Here is a 14,649-nt window from a genome sequence, read left to right as displayed (position 1 = left end):
AATGCCACATTTTACTTGTCCTGCCTGTAAGGTGGGCATCGACCTGCAACACCCGGACACCCGCCTCTATGGCTGTCCTAAATGCGGAGCCCTGCTGGATTTTTCTTCAGGCTTCCCCAATAAGGTAGATAAACTGGACAAAGCCAGGATTTCGCAGCTGATACCACTCGGAACAGTAGGTGTACTGCGGGGGCTGGAATACACCGTTATTGCATATACCAAGCGCATAGTGGACCATTCCAGCGCTTACTGGGCGGAGTATGTACTGATGAACAATGCCGACCGCAGTATCAGGTTCCTCTCGGCATCTGACGGTCATTGGCTCCTGGTTGAAAACATACCGATGGAGGATTTTCCTGAGGTAACTACATCCAGTTTTGAGACAAAGACGGAAGTAAAATACGAGGCGAAAACCTTCGAATTGTTCAGCAGATTTAGCGGGCATTATACATGCATTATCGGAGAAATTCCGTGGGAGCTGAATTACAAGCAGAGCACCCGATGCCTGGAGTTTATCAATCCCCCGCAGATGATTTCTTTTGAAATGGATCAACGCCAGGGACGCCACGAAATCAATGCTTTCCGTGGTATTTATATCTATCCAAAGGAAGTAAAAAAAGCATTCCTCAAAGATAAGGCGTTGCCCCCAAGAATTGGCATAGCACCTGCCCAGCCATTTCTTCGTGGCTTACGTCCGAACCAGTTTGGAATCGCTGCTTTTGTTTTCTGCCTGGTTGCCTTGTTCAGTTTCCTGTATAATAACAGCCACCGGCAGAATAAGCTGATCATGCAGGATAGCTTTTACATCAACGATTCTACTGTCAACAAACCATTGCTGAGTCCTTCCTTCAGGTTTGATGATAAGGTCACCAATATAGAAGTGCAAGTTAATACGGACCTGACCAACAACTGGTGTGCGCTAGACCTTACGCTGGTAAACGAAGTAACGGGCGAAGAAAGAACGATTCCTTTGGAAACGGCCTATTACCGTGGAGTGGAAGATGGAGAAAGCTGGTCGGAAGGCGATTATAAACAAACCGCTTTTGTGTGCAGCGTTACCCCTGGTCAGTATCATTTTGTGGCTACAACAGCCACGGAGAAGGCCGGACCTACCGTTCGTGCAGACGTGACCGTATTCTGGGATGTGCCTACCGTATGGAATGAAGTTATCCTGTGCCTGCTGTTTGGCGGTGCGGCACTGGTGTTCATGAAATGGCAGCAGATCCGGGAGGACGAGCGTTGGGAAAACAGTGATATCACCTATAGAAAATAATAAAATGGACAAAATAAAATCACTTTTCTCCTGGTTTCCATTTACGTGGAGAGATGATAAAATCACCATTTGCATATTGGCAGGGCTGTTGACCATCCTGCTGGTTAGCAATACTTACGGTTACCGGGTGTGTAACTGTACCAGCACAGATACCTGGAAGCCTGGCAACGATCGCACTGCCAGGTCGCACAGCGGCGTTCACTATTTCTATCACAAATAAATCACTATGGAAGCATTACAATTCAAGTACATTCTCGCATCTGCCGTGTATTCATTATTAGGGGTGGTTATCCTCATAATTGCCTTCTGGCTGGTGGACCGGCTTACACCGGAAAACACCTGGAAGGAACTGGTGCAGAATAAAAATATTGCGCTGGCCATTGTGGTAGGTGCTTTTATAATCGCCATTGGACTGATCATCAGTTCAGCCATTCATAGTTAAACGTAGTACGTTGGAAATTCTGTTATTATTATCGGTGTTTGTAATTGCTACCTGCGGCCTCATTTATGAGCTGGTAGCAGGTACGCTGGCAAGTTACCTGTTGGGAGATTCTGTAACACAGTTTTCGACCATCATTGGCGCCTACCTGTTTTCGATGGGTATTGGCGCCTATTTTTCCCGTTTCTTCAAAAAGGATTTACTCAGCTGGTTTATCCAGCTGGAAATCCTCGTGGGGCTTATCGGCGGCATTAGTTCAGCGGCGCTTTTCCTGCTGTTTGAACATGCAGCGTCGTTCCGGCTGGTGCTGTATTTACTGGTGGGGCTTACCGGTACGCTGGTAGGGTTGGAACTGCCGTTGCTGATGAACATCCTCAAGGACAGGTACGAATTCAAAGACCTTGTATCCCGGGTATTTACCTTTGACTACATTGGGGCGCTGGCGGCTTCCATCGTGTTCCCGTTGCTGTTAGTGCCATACCTCGGTTTGATCCGCACTTCCTGCTTTTTCGGGATCCTGAATGTGGCAGTGGCCATCGTTGTTTTAGTTAAGTTTAAGAGAGAGATAAAATGGGCCCGTTATCTGAAATCCAAAGCGGTGGCCTGTATCATCGTGTTGGTGGGCCTCTTCATCTGGGCAGACAAGATTATGACCTTTGCAGAGAGCCAGGCATTCAGAGACCCTGTGATCTACTCCCACTCTTCCTCCTATCAACGCATTGTGCTTACGCACAGCCGGCTGGACCTCCGGCTGTACCTAAATGGCAACCTACAGTTCAGTTCCGCGGATGAATACCGCTATCATGAGGCGCTGATTCACCCGGCCATGCTCTACAGCCCCAAACGCAGTCAGGTCCTGATTTTGGGCGGTGGCGACGGTATGGCAGCGCGGGAACTGCTGAAGTACCCGGAGGTAGAGCAGGTAACACTGGTGGACCTGGACCCCGCCATGACCAAGCTTTTCAGGCAAAACAGCATGCTGGCATCGTTAAATGACAGTTCCCTGTTATCACCACGGGTTCACGTGATTAACGCCGATGCTTTTCAGTGGCTCAAAGAAAACGAAAAGCATTTTGATGTGGTGATCGTTGACTTCCCGGACCCAGGCAATTACGCCGTGGGAAAGCTCTATACCACCGCGTTTTACCGGAAGTTGCGCCATGCACTTACCGACAGCAGCGTGGTGGTGATACAGTCCACCTCTCCCTATGTGGCACCAAAGGCCTTCTGGTGCGTGAATGCCACGCTACAGGAGTGTAACTACCAGACGATTCCCTATCATACCTATGTACCTTCTTTCGGGGAGTGGGGATATGTGATGGCATCGCCGGGGCCGCTGGCAAAACACCACGACAGCTTGCCGGCAGGCCTGCGTTACTTTGCCACAGGCACTTTCAGCCAGATGTGTGATTTTACTGCCGATATGCAACAGCGTAAGGTGCTGGCCAATCATTTAAACAACCAGATACTGGTGCAATATTTTGAAGATGAGTGGGGAAAATACCAGGAGTAATACTATCAGCAGAAAAGAGTTTCTCCGTTACATGGCCATCATTGCCGGCGGTACCATTACCGTTTCACAATATGTAGCCTGTATGGAAAAGAAAGATAAGTACGCCCATATCAGCAGCCGCATCAGCGGGGCTTCTGCCAAGGCGGGTCATATGATGCGGGATCAGCAATTTGGTACGCCTGACATCACCGAATATACTGATGCGGTGATCGTGGGTGGCGGTGCTGCCGGACTCACAGCTGCCAGGCACCTGCACCACAGCGGCTTTACTAACTTCCGGCTGCTGGAACTGGAACCACATACCGGCGGTAATGCCAGCTCAGGTAGTAATCAATACAGCGCTTACCCTTTAGGAGCTCATTATTTACCTATTCCGAATACGGACAACCAGCCCCTGCTGGACCTGCTGGCGGAGGCCGGGATACTAACCGGCTATGATCCAAACGGCCTTCCCATCTACAATGAAACAGATCTTTGTTATGATCCGGAAGAAAGATTGTATATCCGTAACCGTTGGCAGGAAGGACTGGTACCACAGCTGGGTATCAGCCATCAAACGCAGGATGAGATCAGGCGTTTCCTGGAGTTGATGGAACAGCTGCGCAAAGCCAAAGGCAGCGATAACCGCTATGCATTCGATATTCCCGTGGCTAACAGCTCCAACGATGCACTGTACCGGGAGCTGGATCAGCTCACCATGGAGGAATGGCTGACGCAGCAGCACTACCATTCCGAAGAGCTGCGCTGGTACCTGGATTATTGTTGCCGCGATGACTACGGGGCCGGCATCAGTACTATCAGCGCCTGGGCAGGGATACACTATTTTGCATCCCGGAAAGGAAAGGCGGCTAATGCCGACTCCTCACAACTCCTCACCTGGCCACAGGGCAACGGCCGACTGGTGCAGCACCTGCAGCAGTTTAGCCGTGATAAAACGCAGACCGGTTGCGTGGTGTACAAGATCACCCCGGAAACAAAACAGGTGCTGGTGGATTACTATGACATCAATACACATCAGATAAAACGGCTGGTGGCAAAAGCCTGTATCATGGCTACGCCGCAGTTTATTACACAGCGACTCATCCCGGGCGGCCAATACGATCATGCCTTCGTGTATTCGCCTTGGTTAGTGGCTAATATTACGCTGGACCAGATTCCTGAATCATCCGGCTACCAGCTTTGCTGGGACAATGTCATTTACCAGGGGAAATCGCTCGGTTATGTAAACGCGCAGCAGCAGCGACTAACGCAGCAGTTGCCGGCAAAGCAGGTGATTACGTATTACCTGCCACTGGACCACCTGGACCCGGTGGCGTCCCGGAAATATGCCATTGCCTTATCACCACAACATTGGGTGAAGCTCATTGCGGACGACCTTGAAGCGGTGCATCCTGGCATCACTGAGCTGATGCACGATATCGACATCACCGTGTGGGGGCATGGTATGATCCGCCCGCATAAAGGATTTATTACGGGAGATGTCAGAGCTGCGGCACAAAAATCTCCCTTTGCCAATGTATTTTATGCCCATTCTGATTTAAGTGGCATATCTATATTTGAAGAAGCTTTTTACCATGGAAATAAAGCAGCCGGTGCCCTCACCGATTATTGCGGCTGACACTACAAAGCAGCCCTGGATTTATAGTCGCACCCTGGATGGATTTTTCATTCTCCTCCCTCCTTTTGCCGCGTTGCTGGTGATATGGCTGTTTCCAACAGCATTTCAGCCGCAGCAGGGCGTGAGTGTGGCGTGGTGGGTGATACTGGTATTGTTTATTGATGTGTCGCATGTTTACGCCACCGTGTACCGGACCTATTTTGACGGAGGTACGTTTCGCAGGCAAAGCCGTTTATTCATATGGGTGCCCGTTCTGGCCTGGGTGGCCGGGGTGGTGGCTTATGCAGCGGGGCCGCTGGTGTTCTGGCGTCTGCTGGCTTATATGGCGGTGTATCACTTCGTTAGGCAGCAGTATGGATTCCTGCGTATTTACAGCCGCAAGGAAAATACCGGTAAGCTCTCCCGGCGCATGGATACGGTCACCATTTACGCAGCTACCGTGTACCCTTTACTGTACTGGCACCTGAAAGGGCCGATGGCTTTCAACTGGTTCATTGCGGATGACTTTTTCTACGTACCTGCCAGCGGTAAAATCCTCGATATACTGTGGGGAGCTTACCTCGCGATTATGACCATCTACCTGGCAAAAGAAATTGGGTATAGTATAAAACAACAGGCGGTAAACCTGCCTAAACAGTTGCACGTATTGGGCACGGTGCTGTCCTGGTATTTTGGCATCATATATTTTAAGGGAGACCTTACGTTCACGTTGCTGAATGTGATTAGTCACGGTATACCGTACATGGCTCTGGTGTGGGCCCATGGCCGGAAGCAATATCATGTGGCGGCGGGAGGAAACAGATTTCTGCAAACTGTTTTCAGTAATAAGGGCATCCTGCTTTTCCTGGGGGTGATTGCTTTGTTTGCCTTTGTGGAAGAAGGCCTGTGGGATGGCTTTGTGTGGCGAGAGCATACCCGCTTTTTCTCCTTGTTCCAGGGATTACCGGAGGTAGAAAGTAGTGTAACGCTGATGCTGCTGGTGCCGCTGCTGGCGGTGCCGCAGGTGACGCATTATGTGCTGGATGGGTTTATCTGGAAGATGAAGGAGGATAAATACAACTGGCGGGAACAAACGATGGATTAGCGCAGGCGCAAGCACCTGCGCTTTTGTGAAAATTATTGAGAAACGTCAAACTTCATATTATACGGTATCCACTCCGGGTATACTTTCATTTCCTTTTCCAGCTTGTTTCCCAGCGGAAAACCCCAGGCTTTGAAAAACGGCACCAGGTTACGTCCTGTGACTTCTGAGAAGGTTTGCACAAACCGATCCCGTTTTGCATCCTCATTTTTTGCGAAGCTGGCATTAGGGTCTGTTGCCAGGTTTTGCTGGTAGCGACGAATAAACGCTTTAAATGCCTCCCATCCAAAGGCTTCCTGTATTTGCCAGAACATAGTGAGAGCCAGGAAAGGGTCCTGTTTCCATTTACTGTAATCCGGTCCGACTGCAAAGTATTGCCGGATGCGCGCTTTGCGCTTCTCAGCGGTCATCTCGCCGTGTGCGCCGTGGCGGTCGCCGATAAGGCGATCGAAGCAATAGAGCGCAAAGAAGTTGCAGCTGACCTCACCGGTGCCGGCGATGATCCAGTCAGGATTTTGCAGGTTATGTCCTATTTCATGGAAGTAGCCCCAGTTGGAACCGCCGCTGGAAGGCTCGAGGAGGCGGTCGGGGTTAGCGATGGTATTCAATGTACCTTCATCGCAATGTGCCATGATGGGATAGCCGTTGTGCATAAAGCCACCGCTGATCTGCACATCTACTGCCAGGCGCATGGGGCGGTATACCGGCTGCGGATATTGGCCCAGGTCCATTTCAGCGCCGATGATAGCATCCCAGAGGTCCATCACTTTTTTAGGATTGCTGAGTTTTTGCAGGATAGAATCAGGCACAGAAAGGATGATGCGATCGGTAGCGATTTCCCCCCAGGGGGCACCGCTGGATTTGAGTTGGGCCTGCCACTGTTCATCCGTGGTAACCCCGCGGATATAGAGCGGGGAACTAACGGCGCCGCTGATACGAATATCGGCGGACCAGTCCTTTACCGTTGGGCGGCACTTAATATAGATCAGGCCTCCAAAGGGACTGCTGACGCGTACGAGGGTTTTATCCAATGCGGCGTATTTCACGATATCCGGCATGCGTACCCAGTTGGAGCGGCCGGCGGACCATTGTCCGAGGTTATCCGTATGGCAGCCGATTTGAACAAACAGTTCGCCCATATCAGCGAGGTATTGCGGCAGCTGAATTTCGATTACCTGGCCTGCCGGGGCATACAAGCCCGTACTGTATTGCGTATAGGTATCAGGGTAGCCGTTCAAACGGCGCAAAATGCGCCAGGTACTATCAGCAGGCCGCCGGTGGTGGATTGGCACTACCTTTTCTATCGTGGGTGTACCAGGTTTCACTTCACCGGGGAAATACCGGGAAGAAGGGTGTGCCTGGATGGATTTGTAATCCGTGCTTTCGAGCGTGGTACGGCTCCAGCTGAGCACTGCTTTCCGCAGGGCTGTATCCTGTTTGCCGAGCGGTTGGTCTTTGCGGATTTCTACCTGCGAAGGATCGCTGCGGGTGGTATCCGATGGCGGCACAGTTGCCAGTAATGCTACGGGTAACAGCATTGCTACAGTAAGCGCATAGTAATTTTTCATGTTCCTGTTATATGGACCTTAATTTACTACAGGGTATGCAGTGATTTAATAAAATTTAATACTAGATAACCTTTGTCTGGCCGGGAGGTTAACAAACCCACACCACCACTTAAACAAAAGGTCCTTTTTTTAACCGAAACAATTTTTAGTTTTATGCCCAATTATGGGGAGGGATGAACTATTGAATGCAAATGACCAGGACCTTTTAGCGGAGATCAGCAGAAGGAACGGCCTTGCTTTTGACGTTTTATATAACCGGTACTGGAAGGAGGTGTTTAATATCGCCTATAAGCGGGTACATAATATGGATATGGCCCAGGATATTGCCCAGGATGTATTTGTACAGTTATGGAGCCGGGAAAAGGACACCCCTATTGAAAATCTCCCCGGCTATTTACGTATAGCCACACGCAATGGTGTTTTCAGGCAGATGGAGAAGGAAAGCAGGTATGGGGATTTGCCGGAGGACAGCGATGATTTGCGTAGTTACGGCCTTGCCGATGGCCATGTGCTTTACAAGGAATTCTATGCCGCCTTTGAGGCACTCACCAATACTTTACCTGCCCAGCAAAAACAAATTTTTAATCTGCGCTTCCAGGAAGGGCGCAGCAGTCAGGAAATTGCCGAGCAGCTGAATATTTCTGTTAAGACGGTCAGGAACCAGATGGGGCGGGCGTTGTCGACACTGCGGGAGTCCCTGATTGTGTTGCAGATTGCGATTATGCTTACCATGAAGTAGCCCTGTTTTGTTTCATTCGAAGGAAGTGGAGACCTGCGGTCCCCACTTCCTTCGAATGGTTTTCCCGCCTTCGGCACGAGAAACCATTCAAACATATATAATTTAAAAATATTTAAAACTTTTATGGGCGCTTTTGATTTTCTCTGCTCATATATATAGAAACAGTCGAAGATGGACCATCAGCAAAGGGAACTTTTAAACATAATGCTAAAACGTTTTAGGACAGGCACCGCCACCAGCGAGGAAATTGCCTTCCTGGAATCGTATTTTGACCTGTTCGACTCAGAAGATGACCTCATCACTGCGGAGAATGAAATGGAGTATGAAGGATTGAAAGCAGTGCTGAAGCAGAAAATAGATACCGAAATTGCTGTACAGTCTACACCGGTGAAACGTATGCCGGTGCGCCGCTGGGCAGTAGCCGCCGCAGCCGCCGCCTTAATAGGCAGTGGCGCCCTTTACCTGGTGAAGCAACAGGCCACCCCGGCAAAACCTGCCACCATGGCGTATGCTACAGGAGCCCCCACCCTTCGCCTGGCTGATGGTACCACCATTGCGCTGGACAGCACCGTGGATGGCCAGATTGCCAGTCAGCAAGGGGTGATCATTTCCAAAGAAGAAGACGGAACACTCTTATATAAAACAGCCCCTGCCAACGCAGGTAACAACCAAAACCAGGAGAACATCCTCTCCACCCCCGCCGGCATGAAATATAAAATCATCCTTCCGGACGGGTCCACCGTTTGGCTCAATGCAGCCAGCAGCCTTACCTATCCGGCAGTATTTACCGCCGGCAACAGAACCGTAAAGCTGGAAGGGGAAGCCTTTTTTGATATCGCCGCCGATCCTGCTAAACCATTTTTCGTACAGGCAGGCAATCAATCCGTACAGGTGCTGGGCACCCGCTTTAACGTAAACGCCTACCCGGAAGACGGAGAACACAAAACCACCCTCCTCCAGGGAGCCGTAAAAGTGAGCCTGGCAGGTAACGCAATCGTTATCCAGCCCGGCCAGCAAGCCATCTGCAGCAACAACGCATCCATACGTAAAGTAAATGCCGACACAGAAAAAGAAACGGCATGGATCAACAACCTGTTCTCATTCAAGAATGATGATCTGCCTGCTGTCATGCGCGACATCGCACGCTGGTATAATGTAAAGATCAAATACAACGGCAATATACCTGATGAAAGATTTTTCGGGGAAATATCCCGCAGCAGTAAACTGGAAGATGTTTTGAAAATACTGGAAATCAATGGCCTTGCATTCGATATAAAAGAAGATGTTATTACCGTTGGCTATAAGCATTAATGTATGCCACTCATTTGTAACAGTAACCGATTTAAAATTTTTAAGCTTATGTGTATCATTTTGTAAAAATCAAGTTCCAACTATCTGAATCAACCAAGCATGCGATAACGACCGAATGCCACCAGCAGTAAGACCTGCCAACCGGAGATTATCTGCACATTTTATCGACTAAATCCGACCAACATGAAATTCAAATTTCATTGTCCTCCTTCGTTGCCCGCAACGAAGGCAAGGAAACCTTTGTGCTTATTTATGAAAGCCTGGCTCCTGCTGCCACTCATTTTCCTGCTGTACCTGCCCGTATACGCAGCCGGCCAGTACGTGACCATCAACAGGCAAAATGCAACACTGGAAAGCATTTTTGCAGACATCAAAAAACAAACGGGTTTCACCTTTTTCTATAAAGGAAACGTAAACCCAACTGAACTTAAGACAGATGTAAACATCAAAAATGCTACCCTGGAAGATGCGCTGCAAACCTGCCTGAAAAAATTCAAGCTCAATTTTACAATTGTCAACAAAACAATTGTAGTAACTGCCGCGGCAAATCCAGGTATGTCGGAGCCCGCCATCAACGCAATGTTGCAGGCCGACAGTACCATTCTCGGCAGGATTGTAGACAGTCTCACCAAAGATGTGATGATCGCCGTATCAGTGTATGTTAAGAACTCCACCGAGAGAACACTCAGCAACGACAAAGGGCAGTTTACCATCAAGGCCAACAGCGGCGATGTGCTCGTGCTTTCCAGTGTGGGGTACAACACCAAGGAAATTCCGGTAACAGCCATCCGCAACCGGCCTATCCAGTTATCACCCAAATCCAGCGCGCTGAACGACGTGGTGGTAACAGGTTACCAGGTTATCAAAAAAGACAACTACACCGGTAACGCCATCGTGGTGAAGGGGGAAGACCTCAAAAGGCTCAACCCGCAGAACATGCTCAAAGGCCTGGCCTCCTTCGATCCTTCCTTCCGCATAGGCGATAACAACCTGCTGGGCTCTGATCCTAACGCCATGCCTAAGATCAATATCCGCGGTACTACCGCCATGCCTAATGGCGAAATACTGGACAGGAATAACCTCTCCAGCTCCTATAACCTGCCGGTGTTCATCATGGATGGATTTGAAGTGCCGCTACAGAAAGTAGTAGATATGGATATTAACCGCATCGCATCCGTTACTATTTTGAAAGATGCTGCTGCCACTGCTGTTTATGGTTCCAGGGCGGCCAACGGGGTGATCGTCATCACTACCAAAGCACCGTTGCCGGGGCGCCTGCGTTTGAGCTACAATGCAGAGATGAAAGCTACTGCACCAGACCTTACCGGCTACAGTGTACTAAACGCGTCCGATAAACTGGCGTACGAAAAACTCGCCGGGTTGTATTCCGCTCTCAACAACACAGCTAACTCCCAGGAAGAACTGGACGCACAATACTATTCCAAATATAAAAACGTAGTAAGTGGGATCAATACTTACTGGCTTGCACAACCACTGCGTAATGCCTACTCTCAAAAACATTCCGTGTATGTGGAAGGCGGTGACTCCTCCTTCCGCTATGGTGTGGACCTTCGCTACCAGACTGATCCCGGCGTAATGAAAAATTCAGGCCGCGACCGTTACAGCGGCGGTATGAGTTTTACATATAACCCTAACCGCAGGCTGGTGCTTAAAAACGACCTGACGGTTACACAGGTAAACGCCCGCAACTCCAACTATGGCAGCTTTACTGACTATGTGAAAATGAATCCCTACTATCCGATTTATGGAGCAGATGGAAAACTCATTCGTGAAATCGCTAACTGGAGAGTAGATACCCACCAAAACGAAACGGACCAATATAAAAATGTACCGGTACTGAACCCACTGTTCGAAGCCTCCCTGGGCAATTTTGACAAATCCGCCTATACGGAACTGATTGATGCTTTCTCTGCTGACTGGCGCATTACACCGTCCCTGCGTGTGATTGGTTTAATGAGTATGAACAGTACGCGGACTACCGGCGACAAATTCGTGTCACCATTCAGCAACCAGTTCTACCTCGACCCTCCGGAAGAAGCCATGAACAAAGGTAGTTACGATTACTCCGCTACCCGTTCCCTCAACCTGGATGGTAACGTACGTATGGTATACAATAAACTCATCGGCGGAAATCACTCGGTGAACGCCGTACTCGGAGCCAACGTAACATCTTCCACCACTGACTTCAAAGGTTTTCAGGCCCGCGGGTTTTCTAACGACAAATTTTCCAGCATCGCCTTTGCCCGTACGTATACGCCAAACGAAGCCCCTAAAGGCAGCGTGGAAGAAAGACGCCTCATCGGTTCCTTCTTCAGCGGCAGCTATTCTTACAAAAACAGGTACCTGTTTGATGCGGCGGTTCGCCTCGACGGTTCCTCCGCATTTGGCGCCAATAAACGCTTTGCCCCATTCTGGTCCGGTGGTATCGGATGGAATATCCATAACGAAGATTTCTTCAAAACCACTTTTCCGGCACTGTCCAGGCTCAAACTGGCTGCCACTTCCGGTGTAACCGGCTCGGTGGACTTCCCTCCTTTCCTGGCCAGAACAACTTATGCTTACCAAACCTCCAACTGGTATTCTACCGGTATTGGTGCGGTTGTAAATACATATGGCAACGACAACCTGCAATGGCAGAAAACTACTAACTACGAAGCCCGCGCCGAAATAGGCTTCCTGAAAGACAGGATCGTATTGATACCGGTATATTACTATAAGCTTACCAAAGGCCTGCTGACAGATATCAATATCGCACCGAGCACTGGTTTCTCCACCTACAAGGAAAACCTGGGCGATATGGCTAACAAAGGGTATGAGTTATATGTGACCATTAACGCGCTGCGCAAAGAAAACCTGAACATCAACCTCACCGGTAATCTGGCGCACAATACCAATACCATTGTACGCATCTCCAATGCACTGAAGGCTTACAACGAAAACGTAGACAAATACCAGCTGGACCCGGATAATAAAGCTGTGGGCACACCGCTGCTGCGCTTCGTTGAAGGCCAGTCGTACAACACTATTTATGGCGTTAAATCACATGGCATCGATCCGCAAAACGGACGTGAAATCTATGAAAAAAAGAATGGTTCCCTCACATATGATTATGATGTGAACGACACTCAACCGATCGGTGATTACACGCCAAAGGCAGAAGGTTTCTTCGGTAGCAATGTAACCTGGAAACAATGGATGGTGAGCTTCAGCTTCCATTACAAATTTGGTGGTGATATGTACAACCAAACAGTGGTAGACCGCATTGAAAACGCTGATCCGCGCTTCAACGTGGACAGTCGTGCAATGGCTATGCGCTGGCAGAAACCAGGCGACCAGGCACTGTACAAAGACATCACGGACACACGTACCACTTATGCTACCAGCAGATTTATTCAGAAAGAAAACCTGCTCGAACTGCAATCCCTGTACCTGTCGTATGACCTGGCACAAACCATTGCCAGAAGCATCGGGCTGCAGTCGCTCCGCGGCGCCGTAACCATGAACGACATCCTGCGCATCACCAGCGTAAAACAGGAACGTGGTATCGATTATCCGTTTGCCAGGAGTCTGACCTGTTCTATCCTAGCTACCTTCTAAAATGCAACGACCATGAAAAAATTACTATTCATATTCAGCCTTGGCGTATCGCTGGTATCCTGTAAAAAGTTCCTGGATATCAAACCTGAAACACAGGTAGACAGAGATGAGCTCTTTAACTCAGAGCAGGGCTTCAAAGAAGCGCTGAATGGCATCTATACGAAATGTGCAGGTTCTTCCCTGTATGGCGGTCAGCTGACCTACAACCTGCTGGATGTGCTGGCACAGAACTACCAGTTCAATGACATCAACAACCAGCAAATTGCCAATTTCTATTACGACAACGGTACTATCAAAGGTGCCATCAACGAGATCTGGGCAAATGCCTATGGCGCCATTGCCAATTGTAATTACCTGCTGCAGGCGATCGACAGGGACACTACCATCTTCACAAATGATAACTATCACCTGATCAAAGGAGAGGCACTGGCACTGCGTGCTTACCTGCATTTTGATATGCTGCGGCTGTTTGCACCGTCTTACGTAAACGGGGCCACGCTGAGAGGCATACCGTATGTGACCAAAGTGGGTACCACCTCCACTCCTTTCTCCACGGTCACAGCGTCCATGGACAGTGTGCTGAAAGATCTGAAAGCAGCGAAACAGTTGCTGACAAAAGATCCTATACTGTTCTCCTCCTACACCGTGGGGTATGCATCAGATCCGGCAACTACTGAGCTCAAAGACGCAGACCTATTCATGCAGAACAGGAGACACCGCATGAACTATTATGCAGTTTGCGGAGAGCTTGCCCGTGTATATCTCTACAAAAACGATTATGCAAATGCTTTAAGCAATGCGGAGGAAGTAATACTGTCGAATAAATTTCCTGCTACCAAACAGGAAGATTTTTTCCAGACGGATATCCAGAAACGTGACCGTATCTTCTATAAAGAGCTGATCTCCTGTTTTTATACAGAAAACAAATCCATTATAGAAGATCTGCAAAAGCGCTTCACCAAGCAGAATCCGGATTTCAGTGGTACCATGGTACAGGTAAATGATATCTATGAAATTGGTACGGTAGGTGCGGAAGACTGGCGTTTGAAACAGTGGTTCCTCAATACCGCTTCTGCCACCGGAGGTCCTGACCGCGCGGTATTGCAGAAGTATTATCGCAATGCCTCCCCGCTCACCAATATCCATCCACTGGTAGCACCGGCTATCCGGTTAACGGAGCTGGCCTATATCGCAGCGGAAGCCAGCTATGATAAAGATCCAAAGCGTGCACTGGATTATTATAACAGCGCCAGGGCTATGAGAGGAATTGGCAATACCGTGACCACCGTTCCCGCTAAAGCAGATTTCATTGAATTGCTGATCAAAGAAGCGAGAAAAGAATTTTATGGAGAGAGTCAAATGTTCTACATGTACAAGCGCCTCAACCATGCGGTGACTATCAACTCCACCAGTTCCAAACCGGCATCCAACAGCATCTTTGTATTCCCGCTCCCTGATGACGAAAAAGCATACAGAAACAATTAACAGC

General features: G+C 49.2%; 11 protein-coding genes. 10 read left to right on the top strand and 1 reads right to left on the bottom strand.

Features of this window, described 5'->3' with window-relative positions:
* Position 1: 1 nt before the first annotated feature.
* Genes BUB18_RS28225 through BUB18_RS28200 form a run of 6 tightly spaced genes read left to right on the top strand, consistent with a single transcriptional unit; the run spans position 2 to position 5,927 of the window.
* On the top strand, positions 2 to 1,273 hold the full coding sequence (locus BUB18_RS28225; protein ID WP_073087636.1) for a DUF4178 domain-containing protein: 1,272 nt from the start codon (positions 2 to 4) through the stop codon (positions 1,271 to 1,273).
* 4 nt (positions 1,274 to 1,277) lie between these two features.
* Positions 1,278 to 1,493 carry a hypothetical protein gene (locus tag BUB18_RS28220; RefSeq protein ID WP_073087634.1) on the top strand — a complete coding sequence of 72 codons (216 nt, stop codon included), beginning with the start codon at positions 1,278 to 1,280 and terminating at the stop codon, positions 1,491 to 1,493.
* Between the two features lie 6 nt (positions 1,494 to 1,499).
* Positions 1,500 to 1,715, top strand: a complete 216-nt coding sequence (locus BUB18_RS28215) for a DUF350 domain-containing protein (RefSeq protein WP_073087632.1) — start codon at positions 1,500 to 1,502, stop codon at positions 1,713 to 1,715.
* A 10-nt stretch (positions 1,716 to 1,725) separates the two neighbouring features.
* On the top strand, positions 1,726 to 3,225 hold the full coding sequence (locus BUB18_RS28210) for a polyamine aminopropyltransferase (RefSeq protein ID WP_245805752.1): 1,500 nt from the start codon (positions 1,726 to 1,728) through the stop codon (positions 3,223 to 3,225).
* Entirely contained in the window at positions 3,200 to 4,843 is a 1,644-nt protein-coding gene (locus BUB18_RS28205) for an FAD-dependent oxidoreductase (RefSeq protein WP_073087628.1), read from the top strand. Before BUB18_RS28210 ends, BUB18_RS28205 begins: the two co-directional genes overlap by 26 nt.
* Complete coding sequence (locus tag BUB18_RS28200; RefSeq protein ID WP_073087626.1) at positions 4,800 to 5,927, top strand: hypothetical protein; 1,128 nt, start codon at positions 4,800 to 4,802, stop codon at positions 5,925 to 5,927. The genes BUB18_RS28205 and BUB18_RS28200 overlap by 44 nt, the downstream gene beginning before the upstream one ends.
* 32 nt (positions 5,928 to 5,959) lie before the next feature.
* On the opposite strand, the gene BUB18_RS28195 is transcribed toward BUB18_RS28200, so the two are convergent.
* Positions 5,960 to 7,492, bottom strand: a complete 1,533-nt coding sequence (locus tag BUB18_RS28195; RefSeq protein WP_073087624.1) for a M60 family metallopeptidase — start codon at positions 7,490 to 7,492, stop codon at positions 5,960 to 5,962.
* Positions 7,493 to 7,655: 163 nt separating this feature from the next.
* On the opposite strand from BUB18_RS28195, the gene BUB18_RS28190 reads away from it, so the two are divergent.
* From BUB18_RS28190 to BUB18_RS28175, 4 genes are all read left to right on the top strand, one after another.
* Positions 7,656 to 8,231 carry an RNA polymerase sigma factor gene (locus BUB18_RS28190; protein WP_073087622.1) on the top strand — a complete coding sequence of 192 codons (576 nt, stop codon included), beginning with the start codon at positions 7,656 to 7,658 and terminating at the stop codon, positions 8,229 to 8,231.
* 204 nt (positions 8,232 to 8,435) lie between these two features.
* Positions 8,436 to 9,542: a FecR family protein gene (locus BUB18_RS28185; protein WP_178372226.1), complete on the top strand. Its 1,107-nt coding sequence runs from the start codon at positions 8,436 to 8,438 to the stop codon at positions 9,540 to 9,542.
* 252 nt (positions 9,543 to 9,794) lie between these two features.
* Positions 9,795 to 13,160 carry a SusC/RagA family TonB-linked outer membrane protein gene (locus tag BUB18_RS28180; RefSeq protein ID WP_073087618.1) on the top strand — a complete coding sequence of 1,122 codons (3,366 nt, stop codon included), beginning with the start codon at positions 9,795 to 9,797 and terminating at the stop codon, positions 13,158 to 13,160.
* Positions 13,161 to 13,172: 12 nt separating this feature from the next.
* Positions 13,173 to 14,645, top strand: a complete 1,473-nt coding sequence (locus BUB18_RS28175) for a RagB/SusD family nutrient uptake outer membrane protein (protein ID WP_073087616.1) — start codon at positions 13,173 to 13,175, stop codon at positions 14,643 to 14,645.
* The last annotated feature ends 4 nt before the right edge of the window (positions 14,646 to 14,649 follow it).

Source organism: Chitinophaga jiangningensis (genome assembly GCF_900142605.1).
GTDB lineage: Bacteria > Bacteroidota > Bacteroidia > Chitinophagales > Chitinophagaceae > Chitinophaga > Chitinophaga jiangningensis.
The sequence above is the reverse complement of the archived record's forward strand: the minus strand, read 5'-3'. Positions and strand labels throughout refer to the sequence as shown.

Coding starts and splice junctions, on each gene's coding strand:
- BUB18_RS28225 (WP_073087636.1), top strand. CDS start 2: ATGCCACATTTTACTTGTCCTGCCTGTAAGGTGGGCATCGACCTGCAA.
- BUB18_RS28220 (WP_073087634.1), top strand. CDS start 1,278: ATGGACAAAATAAAATCACTTTTCTCCTGGTTTCCATTTACGTGGAGA.
- BUB18_RS28215 (WP_073087632.1), top strand. CDS start 1,500: ATGGAAGCATTACAATTCAAGTACATTCTCGCATCTGCCGTGTATTCA.
- BUB18_RS28205 (WP_073087628.1), top strand. CDS start 3,200: ATGAGTGGGGAAAATACCAGGAGTAATACTATCAGCAGAAAAGAGTTT.
- BUB18_RS28200 (WP_073087626.1), top strand. CDS start 4,800: ATGGAAATAAAGCAGCCGGTGCCCTCACCGATTATTGCGGCTGACACT.
- BUB18_RS28195 (WP_073087624.1), bottom strand. CDS start 7,492: ATGAAAAATTACTATGCGCTTACTGTAGCAATGCTGTTACCCGTAGCA.
- BUB18_RS28190 (WP_073087622.1), top strand. CDS start 7,656: ATGGGGAGGGATGAACTATTGAATGCAAATGACCAGGACCTTTTAGCG.
- BUB18_RS28185 (WP_178372226.1), top strand. CDS start 8,436: ATGCTAAAACGTTTTAGGACAGGCACCGCCACCAGCGAGGAAATTGCC.
- BUB18_RS28180 (WP_073087618.1), top strand. CDS start 9,795: ATGAAAGCCTGGCTCCTGCTGCCACTCATTTTCCTGCTGTACCTGCCC.
- BUB18_RS28175 (WP_073087616.1), top strand. CDS start 13,173: ATGAAAAAATTACTATTCATATTCAGCCTTGGCGTATCGCTGGTATCC.